At 67.1% G+C, this 16,194-nt stretch carries 14 protein-coding genes and 1 pseudogene; 14 read left to right on the forward strand and 1 reads right to left on the reverse strand.

What is annotated here, in order from left to right; translation table 11 throughout:
- Nucleotides 1–157 precede the first annotated feature (157 nt).
- Complete coding sequence (locus E3T55_RS08015) at nt 158–499, forward strand: Rv2175c family DNA-binding protein (protein ID WP_134519049.1); 342 nt, start codon at nt 158–160, stop codon at nt 497–499.
- An 87-nt stretch (nt 500–586) separates the two neighbouring features.
- Here E3T55_RS08015 and E3T55_RS08020 read toward each other — a convergent pair whose 3' ends face one another.
- Nucleotides 587–1,681: a polyprenyl synthetase family protein gene (locus E3T55_RS08020; RefSeq protein WP_134519050.1), complete on the reverse strand. Its 1,095-nt coding sequence runs from the start codon at nt 1,679–1,681 to the stop codon at nt 587–589.
- Between the two features lie 75 nt (nt 1,682–1,756).
- Between E3T55_RS08020 and E3T55_RS08025 the strand changes: the two genes are divergently transcribed.
- From E3T55_RS08025 to E3T55_RS08085, 13 genes and pseudogenes are all read left to right on the forward strand, one after another.
- Entirely contained in the window at nt 1,757–2,137 is a 381-nt protein-coding gene (locus E3T55_RS08025) for a DUF3040 domain-containing protein (protein WP_134519067.1), read from the forward strand.
- 350 nt (nt 2,138–2,487) lie between these two features.
- The gene (mraZ, locus tag E3T55_RS08030; RefSeq protein WP_134519051.1) at nt 2,488–2,919 is read left to right on the forward strand and encodes a division/cell wall cluster transcriptional repressor MraZ; all 432 of its coding nucleotides are present in this window, start codon (nt 2,488–2,490) and stop codon (nt 2,917–2,919) included.
- 100 nt (nt 2,920–3,019) lie between these two features.
- Nucleotides 3,020–4,000, forward strand: coding sequence for a 16S rRNA (cytosine(1402)-N(4))-methyltransferase RsmH (gene rsmH / locus E3T55_RS08035; RefSeq protein ID WP_134519052.1), 981 nt, complete (start codon nt 3,020–3,022; stop codon nt 3,998–4,000).
- Nucleotides 3,997–4,578, forward strand: coding sequence for a cell division protein FtsL (ftsL, locus tag E3T55_RS08040; protein ID WP_134519053.1), 582 nt, complete (start codon nt 3,997–3,999; stop codon nt 4,576–4,578). The genes rsmH and ftsL overlap by 4 nt, the downstream gene beginning before the upstream one ends.
- A 33-nt stretch (nt 4,579–4,611) precedes the next feature.
- Nucleotides 4,612–6,423 (forward strand): peptidoglycan D,D-transpeptidase FtsI family protein, encoded by a 1,812-nt coding sequence (locus E3T55_RS08045; protein ID WP_241992945.1) that lies wholly within the window; start codon nt 4,612–4,614, stop codon nt 6,421–6,423.
- A gap of 76 nt (nt 6,424–6,499) precedes the next feature.
- Complete coding sequence (locus tag E3T55_RS08050) at nt 6,500–8,068, forward strand: Mur ligase family protein (protein ID WP_134519054.1); 1,569 nt, start codon at nt 6,500–6,502, stop codon at nt 8,066–8,068.
- On the forward strand, nt 8,069–9,490 hold the full coding sequence (locus E3T55_RS08055; protein ID WP_134519055.1) for a UDP-N-acetylmuramoyl-tripeptide--D-alanyl-D-alanine ligase: 1,422 nt from the start codon (nt 8,069–8,071) through the stop codon (nt 9,488–9,490). It begins immediately after the preceding gene.
- Nucleotides 9,487–10,587, forward strand: coding sequence for a phospho-N-acetylmuramoyl-pentapeptide-transferase (gene mraY, locus E3T55_RS08060; RefSeq protein WP_134519056.1), 1,101 nt, complete (start codon nt 9,487–9,489; stop codon nt 10,585–10,587). The genes E3T55_RS08055 and mraY overlap by 4 nt, the downstream gene beginning before the upstream one ends.
- A complete protein-coding gene (gene murD / locus E3T55_RS08065) occupies nt 10,584–12,098 on the forward strand; it encodes a UDP-N-acetylmuramoyl-L-alanine--D-glutamate ligase (protein WP_174775448.1) in 1,515 nt (504 codons plus the stop codon). Before mraY ends, murD begins: the two co-directional genes overlap by 4 nt.
- Nucleotides 12,099–12,110: 12 nt before the next feature.
- Entirely contained in the window at nt 12,111–13,385 is a 1,275-nt protein-coding gene (gene ftsW, locus E3T55_RS08070; RefSeq protein WP_134519058.1) for a putative lipid II flippase FtsW, read from the forward strand.
- A complete protein-coding gene (gene murG, locus E3T55_RS08075; RefSeq protein WP_134519059.1) occupies nt 13,385–14,470 on the forward strand; it encodes an undecaprenyldiphospho-muramoylpentapeptide beta-N-acetylglucosaminyltransferase in 1,086 nt (361 codons plus the stop codon). Before ftsW ends, murG begins: the two co-directional genes overlap by 1 nt.
- A 54-nt stretch (nt 14,471–14,524) precedes the next feature.
- The gene (gene murC / locus E3T55_RS08080) at nt 14,525–15,940 is read left to right on the forward strand and encodes a UDP-N-acetylmuramate--L-alanine ligase (protein ID WP_134519060.1); all 1,416 of its coding nucleotides are present in this window, start codon (nt 14,525–14,527) and stop codon (nt 15,938–15,940) included.
- 13 nt (nt 15,941–15,953) lie between these two features.
- Nucleotides 15,954–16,194: pseudogene (locus E3T55_RS08085) on the forward strand (hypothetical protein); the annotation flags it as partial.

A 16,194-nucleotide genomic window follows, 5' to 3' on the forward strand; every position in this document is an offset into this window, starting at 1 on the left:
GCTCACTTCGGCCGACATTGAGCTCCCATTCGTTGCTTTCGACTGACCACGCTGGCACATATCGGCAGAGGAGTCAATCAGCGTCACCGGCGTGACGATTGCGCACGGCGCGGCAGGTTCGTTTGAACCGAACGCCAAATCGTGGGAGGCTTAGTAGGTGACCGAAGAGTTTTCAGAGCCGCAGTGGCTCACCCTCCCCGCCCTTGTCAATGTGCTCAACGTCAGCGCCAGCCGCGTCAAGCAGCTGATCGAAGACAAATTCCTGCTCGCGATTCGCCGTGACGGCGTGCTGCAGGTACCCGCCGCGTTCATTCGTGACGGCGCGCCGCTTCCCGAATTGCGCGGCACCATCTTCGTGCTCGGCGACGACGGCTTCACCGACGTGCAGGCCATGGACTGGCTGCTCAACGTCGACGACAGCCTCGGCGCGGCACCCATCGACGCCCTGCGCGCCGGCCGCAAGGCCGAGGTGCGACGCGTCGCCCAGGCGCTGGCCTAAGCAGGCAACACGGCGCCGGCCTCACTGCACCGCTCGCGGCGCTTGTCTGACGGCGACGGCGCCCGCGCCACCGCGAGCGCCCGCCCGCTAGAACGTTCGGCGCGTCACCTTCGCGCTGAGCGTGCGCAGCTGCGACCGAGCGGTCGCAGCGAGCGGTGCGTCCTCGAGCACGGCTTCTGCCTCGGCGACCCGTTCGGCGATGAGTGCCTCGACCCGGTCGACCGCGCCGCTGGTCAGGATCAGCTGCTGCAACACCGCAATGCGGGGGGCGTCGAGCGTCAGGTCGCCGAGTTCCGCGTCGAGCAGCGTGCGTTCGCTTGCGCCGAGCGTCTCGCGAGCCAGGGCGACCAGCACGGTGCGTTTGCCCTCGCGCAGGTCATCGCCGCTCGGTTTGCCGGTAACGGATGCGTCACCGAAGACTCCAAGCAGATCGTCACGCAGCTGATAGGCGATGCCCAGCGGCAGCCCGAAGGCGCGCAGGGCGTCGAGCTGGTCCGGCGTGCCCCCGGCCAGAGCCGCCCCGATCACGAGGGGTGCCTGCACGCTGTACTTCGCCGACTTGAAGGTGATCACGCGCAGCGCGCGATCGAGCAGCTCCGACTCGGGCTGCACAATCCAGGCCTGCTCCTCGAGAATGTCGAGGTACTGGCCAGCGGTCACCTCGGTGCGCATGTGATTGAACTCCAGCCGGGCTCGCCGACCGGCGGCACGGGCATCCGTCGTCAGCGCCTCGAGGCCCTCGTCGAGCAGCTCATCGCTCCAGCCGAGCAGCAGATCGCCGAGCAGAATCGCCGACGCACGGCCGAAATCACCCGCCGTGCCGGCCCAACCCTCGCGCAGATGCAGCCCCTCGAAGAGCTTGTGGGCGGATGCTCCGCCCCGCCGGGTATCGGAATTGTCGATGATGTCGTCGTGCACGAGCGCGGCGGCGTGGAAAATCTCGAGGGCAGCGGCGGCCGACACGACGGGTGCGAGATCGCCGAATTCGTCGCCGCGCACGCTCTGCCAGCCCCAGTAGCAAAAAAGGGCTCTGAAGCGCTTTCCACCGCTGAGAAATTGCCGTGAGAAGTCCACTAACGGCGTCAGATCACGGCTGATCAAGGACACAATTGGTTCACGGGTAATCAGGAATTCGTCGACACGAGAATCAACCAGATCGACCAGACGAGTGCTTTCAGTCACCTGCCTAGCCTAGCCACCGTGGCGGGGTTAGAATTGAGAGCCAACCCGCTCGATCCCGTTATTGGAGGGAATGAGATGCCGCTTTCGGAACAGGAGCAGCGACTCCTTGAAGAGATGGAGCGCAGCCTTTATCACAACGATGCCGACTTTGTCGCCAGCGTCGGTGTGACGAGACTTCGACCCAACTATCGCTCAATCGTCATCGGTGTCTTGCTTGCCGTTGCCGGAATCGGCGCGCTGATTGCCGGGGTTGCATTGCAGCAACTGTGGTTGGGCATCGTGGGCTTCGCCCTCATGTTCGCTGGCGTACTGATTGCCATCACTCCCGGAAAGTCCGTGCGCGGATTCTCCGGTCCGCCCCCCGCCGGCCGCAGTTCAGCGCCGGCCTCGTCGGAGCAGGGCTTTATGGATCGCATGAACGACCGCTGGGACCGTCGCCAGGACGGCCAGCAGTAGCTCCGGCACCAAACCAGCTCCACAGCACGCCAGCTCCACAGCGCCCCACCAGCTCCACAGCGCCCCACCAGCTCCATCCAGTTCCACCCCCAGACCTCATAATCTGACCTCCAAAAGGGCCGATCTTCTGATCGGCCCTTTTTTTGTACCCATTTTCGCTCCCGGAATGGGCGGTGGGCTGCACAGCGCTCCCTTTCCCTCCACCGCCCCAATCCCACTGCTTTCAGGGCTTCCCGGTGAACTTTCTCCGAATCCGGCCATCAATCCTGAGATCGTGGTTGATAGTGGAGTAAAGTGGAGCAACACCTGAGGCGGGTGGAGCGGATCCATCGAAAAGGGAAGGGGTAGAGATGTTCCTCGGGACCTACGCCCCCAAGCTCGATGAAAAAGGCCGCATCATCCTCCCCGCGAAATTTCGTGAAGAACTTTCCACGGGTGTCGTCATGACCCGCGGCCAGGAGAACTGCATCTACGTCTTCAGCACCCGCGAGTTCGAGGAGCTGCACGACAAGATTCGCCAGGCCCCGGTGACGAGCAAGCAGGCGCGGGACTACCTGCGGGTATTCCTGTCCGGCGCGAGTTCGGAAACACCCGACAAACAAAATCGGGTGACCATTCCCGCCAACCTCCGTACCTATGCGGGCCTCGACCGGGAGCTCACCGTCATCGGTGCCGGCAGCCGCGTCGAAATCTGGGATAGCGAGGCCTGGAGCACCTACCTGGCCGAGCAGGAGATCTCATTCGCCAACACGACGGAGGAGGTGATTCCGGGACTCTTCTAGCCCCTGGACCCTGACTCCCAGCCGTTCTTCCCCTGACACACTTCCCCGGTGCCAGGTTGGGAATGGATGGGAATCAGGACCGAGGGTCTGGCCCGGCATTATGACAACCAACAACAGCCCCAGCAACAGCCCGCTCAGCGGTATCCACACCCCCGTCATGCTCGAACGATGCATCGAGCTGCTGGCCCCGGCCCTCAGTGCGCCCGGCGCGGTACTGGTCGACGCGACGCTCGGCATGGCCGGCCACGCCGAGGCCTTTCTGCAGCGATTCCCCGAGCTGACGCTCGTCGGACTCGACCGCGACACCGACGCCCTCGCCATCGCGGGGGAGCGGCTCGCTCCCTTTCACGACCGCATCCACCTCGTGCACACCGTGTACGACGGCATCGGCGAGGCCCTGGCCGGACTCGGCATTCCCGAGGTGGCCGGCGTGCTCTTCGACCTCGGTGTGTCGTCGCTGCAGATCGACCGCGTCGACCGCGGTTTCTCGTACTCCAAAGACGCCCCACTCGACATGCGCATGGACAACACCCAGGACTTCACCGCCGAGCGCATCCTCGCCGAGTACAGCGAGGCCGACCTGAGGCGCATCTTCCGCGACTACGGCGAAGAGAAGCTCGCCGCCCGGTACGCCAAGGCCATTGTCGAGTCCCGTGACGCGACGCCGTTCGTGCGTTCCGGCCGACTCGTCGAGGTCATCACGGCCGCGACGCCGGTGGCCGTGCAGCGCATGGGACATCCCGCCAAGCGCGTCTTCCAGGCTCTGCGCATCGAGGTCAACCAAGAGCTCGCCGTGCTCGAACGCGCCATACCGGCCGCTCTCGAGAGCGTCGCCGTCGGCGGCCGCATCGTCGTCATGGCCTACCAGTCCTTGGAAGACCGGCTCGTCAAGCGCGCACTCGCCGCCGCATCCGGTTCGACAGCACCGGCCGGGCTGCCGGTCGAACTGCCCGAACACAAACCCGTCTTCACCCTCCTCATTCGCGGCGCCGAACTGGCATCCGAGGATGAAAAAGCCGAGAACCCCCGTGCTACCCCGGTGCGACTGCGCGCCGCCGAACGACTGAGGAGGGCCGAATGAGCGACAATCTTGCACGCGTTCGACCGAGTTTCACCCCGAACCCGGCCACGACGCCGACCGAGCGCCGACTCGAAATCGTGGCACCGGCGCCCGTCCACCGCAAACGACCGCGCATCACCTACGCGATCACCGCGACCGCCGGGGTCGCGGCAATCGTCGTGGCCCAGCTGCTCTTGAGCGTCGGCATCTCCCAGGGTGCCTACGAGATCTCAACCCTCCGCAGCGATCAGGTCGAACTCGGCCGCACCGCAGAGAGCGTGAGCCAGGACCTCGTTCGGCTGTCCTCCCCGCAGAGCCTGGCCTCCAACGCGGAGTCCCTCGGCATGGTCAGCAACTCCAACCCGGTCTACCTGCGTCTCACCGACGGCGCCGTCCTCGGCGCTCCCAGCTCGGCCCTCGGGTCGCAGGGCGGCTCGGCGAGCCTGGTCCCCAACTCGCTGCTGGCCGATTCCGCCGTTCTCACCCAAATTGACGACGCGTCGCTCGGCACTGCCGAGGTTGGCGCGGCTACTGTTGCAGTCACACCCACCCCCGCGGTTCCGATCAAAAGCGGATTGCCCTCGCCCGCCACCCGATAAACCCGCGGCTTGCGCCGCAGTAAGGATTTACCCGTGCCGAGGAATAAAGGGCCGCGTCTGCCCGGAACGAATCGGCGCGGCAACTCCAGCCGGCGTCGCGTCGCAGTCACCGTCGTCGTACTGTTCGCGGTCGTCGCCGTCTTCGTGGTCAAGCTCGTCGACATCCAGGTGGTGCGAGCGGATGCCCTCACCGCCGATTCCGTCGGCAACCGGTCCGTGGGCCAAACCGTCTATGGTTCCCGCGGCGAGATCCTCGATGCCAACGGTGTCGTGCTGGCCGGTTCGGTCATGCGCTACGACGTGACTGCGTCGCCCAAGAACGCCAACGTCTTCGAGCGAACGGTCGACGGCGTGGAGGTCGAGGTGACGGTCGCGGAGGCCGCCGCCGAGCTTGGAGCCATCACCGGGCAGACCGGCCCCGACATCGAAGCCATGCTCGACGCGGCGCTGGCCGACAATCCCGAGTCGGACTTCGCCTATCTGACCCGCGCCGTCGATGTCGACGCGCTGCGCGCCATCAACGAACTCAATATCCCCTGGATCTACCCGCGCACCAATCCGAGCCGGGTCTATCCGAACGGTGCCGTGGCCGGCAACCTCGTCGGCTTCGTGTCCTCAGAGGGCAACGCCCAGGCGGGCCTGGAACTCGGCGAAGACTCCTGCCTCGCAAGCGTCGACGGCACCGAAACCTACGAAAAGGGCGCCGACGGGGTGCGAATCCCCGGCAGCAGCGTCACGACCACCGAGGCCGTCGACGGCGGCGACATCGTGACCACGATCGATTCCGACCTGCAGTGGTTCGTGCAGCAGGCCCTCGCCGAGCAGGCCCAGGCCACCGGCGCGGCCTGGGGGACAGTCGTCGTTCAGGAGGCCAAGACCGGCAAGCTCGTCGCCGTGGCCGACTACCCGAGCGTCGACCCCAACAACGTGGGCGGCACCGAAGACCCGCAAAACCGAGGTTCCCGTGCCTTCACGGCCTCCTTCGAACCCGGATCGACCTTCAAATCGCTGACCGCGGCATCCGTGCTCGATTCGGGCAAGGCGACCGTGAACAGCGGGATCGTCGCCCCCTACCAGTACCTGCCGGCCAACGGCGCCGATATCACCGACAGCCACGGGCATGGCGACGACAAACTGACCATGACCGGGGTGCTGATCGACTCCTCGAACACGGGCATGTCCAAGTTCGGCGAACTGCTCTCGAGCGAAGAGCGCTACAACTACATGAAGAAGTTCGGGGTGGGTACGGCCACCGAAGCCGGTTTCCCCGCTCAGGACTCCGGTATTCTGCGCGACTCGCAGAACTGGGACAGCCAGACCCAGTACGCCACCATGTTCGGCCAGGGGCTCACCACCACCGCCCTGCAGATTTCCAGCATCTACCAGACCATCGCTAATGGCGGCGTGCGCATGCCCGTGCAGCTGATCGAGGGCTGCCGGCAGGCCGATGGCACCCTCACCGACCAGCCGAGCGCCACCGGAAGCCAGGTCATCTCGCAGTCCGCTGCGCGCGACACCGCAGACATCCTCGAGATGGTGTACCAGAACAGCTGGGTCAAGAAGATCTGGGAAATCCCCGGCTACCGGGTCGCTGCCAAGACCGGCACCGCGCAGATGCCCGACGGCAACGGCGGATACTCCGACGGGTACCTGGTGTCAGTGTCGGGTTTCGCTCCGGCCGACGACCCCGAGTACGTCGTGTCGGTCAGTCTTGCCGACCCTGTTAATATGAATACGTCTGCCGCTCCGGCCCCGATTTTTCAGAAGGTCATGAGTCAGGCGCTCAAGAAGTACCGGGCGGTTCCTTCCGGCGCACCCGCGCCCGACCTCCCCGCCACCTGGTAAAAAGTGTGTTCGTTAGAAGTGTGTGCTCGATGTGTTCGTTAGAAAGTGCTGGTTATAACAAAGTGTTGATAAAACCATGAGCCCCGTGACTCCCCAGGTGCCCTCGGCTCCCTCGGCCCTTCGCCCCCAGCACCCCGTTTCGCGGGGCCTGCAGGGATTGGTAGACCAGTTTGCCCTCAGCCTGCGCAGCGGTGGCTCCCTCGACACGGTGTTCGTCAGCGGCGTGAGTCTCAGCACCGGCGCCGTACAGCCCGGTGACCTCTATGTGGGCGTTCCCGGCCGCAACAGTCACGGCGCCGCCTACGCCGTGAAGGCCCGCGAGGCCGGCGCCGTCGCCATCCTGACCGATGAAGCCGGCGCCCTCATCGCGGCCGGCAGCGGACTGCCCGTACTCGTGACACCGGATGCCCGCGCCGCTCTCGGCGCGGTCGCCGCGTGGATCTACGGCACGGCCGACAACCCCGCGACGCTGTTCGCGGTGACCGGCACGAACGGCAAGACGAGCGTCGTCTACCTGCTCTTCGCCGTGCTCACGCAGCTCGGAGTGACGAGCGGACTCACCTCGACCGCCGAGCGTCGCATCGGCGATCTCGCCGTGACAAGCTCTCTCACCACCCCGGAGGCGAGTGAACTGCACGCCCTCCTGGCCCGCATGAACGAGGCCAAGGTCACGGCGGTCGGCATCGAGGTCTCCGCCCAGGCGCTCAGCCGGTTCCGGGTTGACGGCTTGGTCTTCGACATTGCCGGGTTCACGAACCTCAGCCACGACCACCTCGACGACTACGCGAGCCTCGACGAGTACTTCGCCGCGAAGCTCGAACTGTTCCAGCCCCACCGCTCCCGGCGCGGTGTGGTCACCGTCGATTCGGACTGGGGCCGCCGCATCGTGCTCGAGGCAGGCATCCCGCTGACGACGATCAGCAACCAGCCCGAGATTCCAGCCGACTGGCACATGAACGTCGTGGGCGCGAGTGCCGTGCACACCGAATTCGTGCTCGAGGGCCCGGGCGGTGCCCGGTTGCAGACCCGGGTGCCGCTGCTCGGGTGGTTCATGGCCGCCAACGCGGCCCTCGCCATCGTGATGCTCGTCGAATCCGGCGTGGCGCTCAGTGAGATCGACGCGTGCCTCAGCCGAGACGGCGGCATCGACGCCTACATCCCGGGGCGCGCCGAGCGTATCTCCGGCGACACCGGACCGCTCGTGATCATCGACTACGGGCACAGCCCCGACGCCTTCCTGAACACCTTGGCAGCCCTGCGCCCCTTCACGACCGGCCGTCTGATCATGGTCTTCGGCGCCGACGGCGACCGCGACACCACCAAGCGTGACGATATGGGCGCGATCGCTGCCCGCGGCGCCGACGTGGTCGTCATCACCGACTTTCACCCCCGCTTCGAAGACCCGGCCGCCATTCGCGCGACCCTGCTCGCGGCGGCCCGCGCGGCGAACCCTGCGGGGGAGCTGCACGAGGTTCCCAACCCCCGGGCGGCATTCCGCACGGCGCTGTCCCTCGCGACCGAGGGCGACACGATCCTGTACGCGGGGCCGGGTCACGAGGAGTATCACGAGGTTGCCGGTGTCAAGATTCCCTACTCAGCGCGGGACGACTCCCGCGAAGCCCTGCGCGAAGCCGGGTGGTTGTAAGTGATCGCGCTCACGCTCGACCAGATCGCCGCCGCCACCTCCGGTGTGCTGCACGGCTTCCCCGTGGCAGCCGCCGCATCGGCGGGTGACCTCGTGGTCTCGGGCTCGGTACAGACCGATTCCCGACTCGTCACGCCCGGCTCGATCTTTGTCGCCAAGCCGGGCGCCGAGACCGACGGGCACCTGTTCGCCCCCAGCGCGGTCGATCAGGGCGCGGCCGTGCTGATCGTCGAGCACGCGCTCGACCTCCCGGTACCCCAGATCGTCGTTGCTGACGCCGTGCTCGCCCTCGGCGCTCTCGCCGCCCACGTCGTGGCCGAGGTTCGGGCACGCGGGCGTCTGAAGGTCATCGGGGTGACCGGTTCAAACGGCAAGACCACCACGAAAAACCTGCTCCGCGCAATTTTTGAGGGCGTTGGTCCGACAGTCGCGCCGCGCGGCTCGTTCAATAACGAGGTCGGCGCCCCGATGACCATGCTCGAGGTTACCGACGACACCGAATTTCTCGTCGTCGAGATGGGTGCCAACGGCCTCGGCAAGATCGCCACCCTCGTGAAGCTCGCCCGCCCCGATGTCGGAATCGTGCTCACCGTCGGGCTCGCCCACGCCGGTGAATTCGGCGGCATCGAGACGACCGTGACGGCCAAGTCCGAGATGGTCACCGAGCTCACGCCCGCGGATGTCGCGGTACTGAACGCGGACGATCCGCGCGTCGCCGGAATGGCCGTGCTGACCCGCGGCCGCGTGCTCTGGTTCGGGCTGGCCGGTACGGCATCCGTGCGGGCCAGCGGCATCCGTGCCTCGCGCGCCGGTACGAGCTTCACCCTGCACCTGTCCGACGGCGCCGAATTCCCGGTGCACTTCAAGGTGCTCGGCGAACACCACGTCATGAACGCCCTCGCTGCGGCGGCCGCCGCGGAATCGCTCGGCGTCTCCGGGCCGGCCATCGTTGCCGCCCTCGAGTCGGTCGAGCGCGCCGAACGCTGGCGCATGGAGGTGCTCGGGGGCCGCGACGGCGTCACGATCATCAACGACGCCTACAACGCGAGCCCCGACTCGATGACCGCGGCTCTGAAAACGCTCGCCCAGATTCGCGAACCCGGCCAGCGCACCATCGCCGTGCTCGGCGAAATGGCCGAACTCGGCGCCCTGTCCGGTGAAGAACACGACCGCATCGGGCTGCTCACCGTGCGCCTGAACATCTCCCAGCAGGTGGTGGTCGGCCCCGCCGCCCGCCGCATGCACATCAGCACGATCAACGAAGGCTCCTGGGACAGCGAGTCGGCCTACGTCGACACGCCGGACGAAGCCTTCGCCCTGCTCTGCACCATCGTCAAACCGGGAGACACCGTACTCGTGAAATCCTCCAATTCCGCGGGCCTGCGGTTTCTCGGCGACCGGTTGGGAGAGTTCTTCTCGTGAGAGCACTGCTCATGGCCGGCGCATTCTCGCTGTGCTTCACCCTGTTCCTGACGCCGCTGTTCATCCGGCTGTTCAAGAAGCTCGGCTGGGGCCAGTTCATTCGCGACGACGGCCCCCAGAGCCACCACGCCAAGCGCGGCACCGCGACGATGGGTGGCATCATCCTCATCCTCGGCACCGTCTTGAGCTTCTTCGCCGCCAAGCTGCTCGCGGGGGAGCCGTTCACGGCAACACCGTTGCTCGTGCTGTTCATGATGGTCGGGCTCGGCCTCGTCGGCTTTCTCGACGATTTTCTGAAGACCCGCAATCAGCGCAGTCTTGGGCTCGGCGGCTGGCAGAAGATCGCCGGCCAGGTCATCGTTGCGGGTGTCTTCGCCTACCTGTCGCTGCAGTTTCCGAATCAGAACGGCCTGACGCCGGCATCCACTCATATTTCTTTCATCAGAGACACCCCGCTCGACTTCATGGCGCTCGGCGGGGTCGTGGGCATTGCCCTGTTCATCGTGTGGATCTGCCTGATCGTCGCGGCGACCTCGAACAGCGTCAACGTGACCGACGGGCTCGACGGCCTCGCGACCGGTTCATCGATCCTCGCGATCGGTTCCTTCATCGTGATCGGATTCTGGCAGTTCAACCAGTCCTGCTTCGGCGGCACCGACGCGGCGGATGCCTATCGCTGCTACGAGATTCGTGACCCGCTCGACCTCGCGGTCGTCTCGGCCGCGATCGTCGGCGGGCTGATCGGGTTTCTCTGGTGGAACACCTCTCCGGCCAAGATCTTCCTCGGTGACACCGGGTCGCTCGCCATCGGCGGAGCCCTGGCCGCGCTGGCGATCCTGAGCCAGACCGAGCTCCTGCTGATTCTGATCGGTGGACTCTTCGTCATCGAGGCCGGGTCCGTCATCGTGCAGCGCGCCTACTTCAAGATCACCAAGGGACAGCGCATCTTCCTGATGAGCCCGATCCACCACCACTTCGAACTCAAGGGCTGGGCCGAGGTCACCGTGGTGGTGCGCTTCTGGATCATCGGCGGGCTGCTGGTTTCCGCCGGTGTCGGGGCGTTCTACCTCGAGTGGCTCTCCGCGGTGCCCAATTGACCGGCGTCGATCTTGAGACGCTGACCAGCTGGCGTTCCGACTGGTCGGGACTGCGCGTGGGTGTGCTCGGCCTCGGCATGACCGGCTTTGCGGCCGCCGACACCCTGGTTGAGCTGGGTGCCAGCGTGCTCGTCGTCACGTCGCCCGTGACCCCCGCCGGCCCCGACGCCGAGCGCGCTCAATTGCTCGGCGTCATCGGTGCCGGTCTCGTGCAGGCCGACCTGAACGGCCTCGAGCCCGGTACTGCTCCGGCCGAGCTGGTCGAACACCGGCCCGAGCTGCTCATCGTGTCCCCGGGGTTTCACCCCGACCACCCGCTGCTGCTCTGGGCCGCCGCCGCCGGCGTGCCGGTTTGGGGCGATATCGAGCTGGCCTGGCGCCTGCGCGACAAGATCCTGCCCGTCGCCGAGTGGATGCTCGTGACCGGCACCAACGGCAAGACCACGACGGTACAGCTCGCCGCGACAATGCTTGCCGCGGCGGGCCACAGGGTGGCACCGTGCGGCAACATTGGCGTGCCCGTGCTCGATGCGATCCGCGACCCGCAGGGCTGGGACGTGCTCGTCGTCGAACTGTCGAGCTATCAGCTGCACCACCTGCCGCGCAGCGGGCCCGGCGCCCTGGCGCCCTGGGCGAGCGTCTGCCTCAACGTGGCCGACGATCACCTCGACTGGCACGGGTCGGCCGAGGCCTATCGCGCCGCGAAGGCCACCGTGTACGCGAACACCCGGGTTGCCTGCATCTACAACACGGCGGATGCCGCCACCCGGCTGATGGTCGAGCAGGCCGAGGTCGCCGAGGGTGCCCGCGCCATCGGCTTCGGTCTCGGCGTTCCCGGCCCCAGCGAATTCGGCGTCGTCGAGGGAATCCTCTGCGACCGTGCCTTTCTCGATGACCGCGCCGACCGCGCCCTCGAGCTGACGACCGTGCCCGACCTCGAACGTGCGGGTCTCGGCGCCCCGCACGTTGTGGCCGATGTGCTCGCCGCAAGCGCCCTCGCCCGCTCGTTCGATGTGCCCCCGGCGCAGGTGCGCGCGGCGCTCGAGGGCTTCAGCCTCGACGCCCACCGCATCGCCGAGGTCGCCGAGCGCGGCGGCATCCGCTGGATCGATGATTCGAAGGCGACCAACCCGCACGCCGCCAACGCCTCACTCGCCGCGTGCGACTCGGTTGTCTGGGTCGTCGGCGGGCTGCTGAAGGGCGTCGACGTCAATGTGCTCGTCGAAAGGCACGTGACGCGCCTGCGCGGAGCCATCATCATCGGTGTGGATCGCTCGGCTCTGCGCGATGCATTCCGGCGACACGCCCCCGACCTCACCGTGTTCGAGATCGATTCGGATGACACTGAACAGGTCATGCCGCTGGCGGTACACCGGGCGGCCGAACTGGCCCAGCCCGGTGACGTGGTGCTTCTCGCCCCGGCCGCCGCGTCAATGGACCAGTTCGACAGTTATGCCCAGCGCGGCACCGCGTTTGCGCGGGCCGTGAATGATTATTTGAATGAAAGCTAGGAGGTGGGGCGGATGACACGGCCGCCTCACTCGAACCCCGTCGAGACCGCACCAGACGCCGCAGATCAAGCCGGCCACACCGCCCGCATCAGCCTTGGTCGCGTGTTCAGGGCCGAGTCCGCCAACTATTTCCTTCTGCTCGGCACGACCCTGTTCCTCGTGGCCTTTGGCCTCGTCATGGTGCTGTCCTCGTCGAGTGTCGACTCCTACCTCGCCGACATGGGTTTCTTCGGCGGCATCCTGCGCCAGGGCATGTTCGCCCTCATCGGGGTGCCGCTCATGCTTCTGGTCAGCCGGATGCCGCTCAAGTTCTGGGAACGCATCAGCTGGCTCGCCCTGCTGGCGTCCTGCTTTCTGCAGGGCCTCGTGGTCTTCACCCCGCTCGGGTTCGAGATCGCCGGCAACACCAACTGGCTCACGCTTCCGGGTGGAATCCAGTTCCAGCCCTCGGAAGCCATCAAACTCGCCCTCGTCGTCTGGCTCGGCGTGATCCTCGCCAAGAAGCAGAACCACCTCGACGACTGGCGCCACATCTTCATTCCGGTGTTCGGGGTCGGTGGTGGAGCGGTGGGGCTCGTCATGATTGGCGGCGACCTCGGCACCGTCATCATCATGGCCGGCATTCTCTTCGGAGCCCTGTTCTACGCCGGAGTCAAGCTGAGGCTGCTCGTGATTCCGCTGCTGATCGGAGCTGCTGGCGCGGTCCTCCTCGCCCTGACCAGCGACAACCGGCTGAAACGCATCATGAGCTTCGCCGAAGACGACTGCGCGATCACCGACGGGTCCATCTCCGACGAGTGCTGGCAGCCGCTGCACGGAACCTGGGCCATGGCCAACGGCGGAATCTTCGGCGTCGGACTCGGCAATTCCCGCGCCAAATGGTCCTGGCTTCCGGCCGCCGACAACGACTACATCTTCGCGATCGTCGGCGAAGAGCTCGGCCTGATCGGCGCCGTCGTCGTCTTGCTCATGTTCATTCTTCTGGCCTTTGCGTTTCTGCGCGTGATGCGATCGAGCCGCAGTGTTCAGGCCCGCATCACCACGGCATCCGTCATGGTCTGGATCATCGGCCAGGCCTTCGTCAACATCGGCGTCGTGCTCGGCGTGCTGCCCGTGCTCGGGGTGCCGCTGCCGCTCATCTCGGCCGGCGGTACCGCTCTGCTCACGACGCTCGTCGCCATTGGAGTTGTGCTCTCCTTTGCCCGCGGCGACCGCTCTGGCGACAGCCCAGCCGAGCGCGCCGCGCAGCTCGCCGCCTCCACCGCCAACGAAAAGACACCTCACTGATGACGACCTATCTGCTCGCGGGCGGCGGCACCGCCGGCCACGTGAACCCCCTGCTCGCCGTCGCCGACATGATTCGCGCGAGGGAAACGGATGCCACGGTGCTGGTTCTCGGAACCAGCGAGGGCCTCGAGGCGCGCCTGGTGCCGGCCAGGGGCTACGAACTCGTGACGGTGCCGCGGGTTCCGTTTCCGCGTCGACCGAACCGGCAGGCGCTGAGCTTTCTGCCGAGGTTTCTGGCCGCCGTTGCGGGCGTGACCGAGGTCATCCGCTCACGCCGGGTCGATATTGTCGTCGGTTTCGGTGGCTACGTCGCCACGCCGGCCTACCTCGCGGCCCGCCGCGCGGGCATCCCGATCATCATTCACGAGGCCAACGCCAAACCGGGCCTGGCCAACAAGCTGGGCGCGCGCTTCACGCCCTGGGTCGGCGTCGCTTTCGAGGGCACACCGATTCGCCACGCTCAACTCGTCGGCATGCCGTTGCGGCCCGAAATCGAACGCCTCGACCGCGCCGCGGCCCGGCCCGAAGCGCTCGGCTTCTTCGGCCTCGACCCCGCCAGACCGACACTGCTCGTGACCGGCGGCTCGCTCGGAGCCCGCCGTCTCAACGCGACGATGCTCGAGTCTGCTCCGGCGCTGATCGCGGCGGGCTGGCAGGTTCTGCACATCGTGGGGGAGCGCGCCGAGACAGCGGATCCGGACCTGGATCATTACCGGCAGGTCGCCTACTGCGACCGCATGGATCTGGCCCTCGCCGCGGCCGACTTCGCGGTCTCCCGCGCCGGGGCCGCCACCGTCAGCGAGCTCTGCGCCCTCGGCGTACCGGCCGTCTACGTGCCCTACCCGGTCGGCAACGGCGAACAGCGCTTCAACGCGGCCGACGTGGTCCGGGTCGGCGGCGGGCTACTCGTCGATGACGCCGACTTTCTGCCCGAGTGGGTGAGCCGCAGCCTGGTGCCCCTGCTGCATGATCGCGAGCGGGTCAGCCTCATGGCCGCGGCCGCGGCCTCCGTCGGACTGCTCGACGGCTCCGCGCGCGTCTATGACCTCACCCGGCACGCCGTACGCCTCGGGCGCGGCGCGTAACCTTGACTTTCGACCCTTCAGCCAGCAAGTCCGATCCGAAATGAGTGTTCTTACGTGATCAAGCCCGATCTCACCCTCACCGTCGCAGCCGACCTCGGAAAGGTGCACTTCGTGGGCATCGGTGGCTCGGGAATGAGCGGCATCGCACGGCTCTTCATCAACAAGGGCTACACCGTGACCGGCTCCGACGTGCGTGAATCCGACAACGTGCTCGCCTTGCGGGCCCTCGGCGCCCGGGTTGACATCGGGCACGACGCGGCCAACGTCGGCGACGCCGACACGCTCGTGGTGACCGGTGCCCTCTGGCAGGACAACCCCGAGTACGTGCTCGCGGGCGAGCGCGGCCTGCCGGTACTGCACCGGTCCCAGGCCCTCGCCTGGCTCATCCAGAACCACCGGCTCGTCTCGGTCGCGGGGGCTCACGGCAAGACCACCTCCACCGGCATGATCGTGACCGGCCTGCTCGGGCTGCACCAGGACCCGAGCTTCGTCAACGGGGGAGTGATCGAGTCCCTCGGAGTGAGTTCCGCGAGCGGCGCCGACGACCTCTTTGTCGTCGAAGCGGATGAGTCAGACGGCTCGTTTCTGCTCTACAACACCAACGTGGCGCTCATCACGAACGTCGACCCCGACCACCTCGACCACTACGGCTCGCTCGAAGCCTTCGAGGCTGCCTTCGTCGACTTCGCGGGGCACGCCTCCGAACTCGTCGTCGTGTCCTCCGACGACGTCGGCGCCGTGCGCGTCACCGCCCACCTTGCGGCGCACCCCACCGGCTCGACACCGCGCGTCGTGACCTTCGGCGAGCACCCCGATTCCGACGTACGGGTGCACTCCATCGTCACCGACGGCCCGGTACGCTTCACCGTGGCCTGGAACGGCGCCGACTACTCGGCCGGCCTGCGCATCCCCGGCAAGCACAACGCCATCAACGCGGCCGGAGCGTTCGCCGTGCTGGTCGGCCTCGGTTTCGAGCCGCAGGCCTCGCTCGACGCGATCGCCGAGTTCGGCGGCACCGAGCGCCGCTTCGAGCTGCACGGCACGGTCGGCGGAGTGAGCGTCTACGACGACTACGCGCACCACCCGACCGAGGTCGCCGCCGCCCTCTCGGCTGCCCGCACCGTGGTCGGGTCCGGCCGCATCATCGCCGTGCACCAGCCCCACCTGTACAGCCGCACCAAGCTGTTCGCCCAGGAATTCGCCGACACCCTCGAAACCTACGCCGACCAGACCATCGTTCTGGATGTCTACGGCGCCCGGGAAGACCCCGAACCCGGCGTGACCGGCGCGCTTGTCTCCGAACGCTTCCAGAACGCCGACCGGGTCGCCTTCGTGCCCGACTGGCAGAATGCCGCCGATTACCTCGCCTCGATCGCCCGCGACGGTGACTTCGTCGTGACCCTCGGCTGCGGTGACGTCTACCGCATCGTGCCGCAACTGCTCGAATCTCTCACCCGGGTGCGCGGATGACCCGCGCGCCACGATGAGGCGCCCCCAGGGGTTCGAAGGCCCGCCAGCGGGCAAGAAGCCCGCGACGACCCGGCCGGCACAGCCGACCGGCACGCCGGGCAGGGGGCCGGGCAGTCGACCGGGTTCGCCGTCGACCGAGCCGATCACCCTGCCGGCCGCGGATGCCGCCGGCCCGTCGATCGCGCCCGTCACCCGCCTCCCGTTCGGTCTGTCGCGGCCTCGCGGCACGCCAGCCAGCGCCGCCCAGGGCGCCC

The organism is Cryobacterium frigoriphilum, assembly GCF_004403305.1.
Taxonomy (GTDB): Bacteria; Actinomycetota; Actinomycetes; order Actinomycetales; family Microbacteriaceae; genus Cryobacterium; species Cryobacterium frigoriphilum.

Coding starts and splice junctions, on each gene's coding strand:
- ftsL (WP_134519053.1), top strand. CDS start 3,997: ATGAGCGACAATCTTGCACGCGTTCGACCGAGTTTCACCCCGAACCCG.
- E3T55_RS08050 (WP_134519054.1), top strand. CDS start 6,500: ATGAGCCCCGTGACTCCCCAGGTGCCCTCGGCTCCCTCGGCCCTTCGC.
- murG (WP_134519059.1), top strand. CDS start 13,385: ATGACGACCTATCTGCTCGCGGGCGGCGGCACCGCCGGCCACGTGAAC.
- rsmH (WP_134519052.1), top strand. CDS start 3,020: ATGACAACCAACAACAGCCCCAGCAACAGCCCGCTCAGCGGTATCCAC.
- mraZ (WP_134519051.1), top strand. CDS start 2,488: ATGTTCCTCGGGACCTACGCCCCCAAGCTCGATGAAAAAGGCCGCATC.
- ftsW (WP_134519058.1), top strand. CDS start 12,111: ATGACACGGCCGCCTCACTCGAACCCCGTCGAGACCGCACCAGACGCC.
- E3T55_RS08025 (WP_134519067.1), top strand. CDS start 1,757: ATGCCGCTTTCGGAACAGGAGCAGCGACTCCTTGAAGAGATGGAGCGC.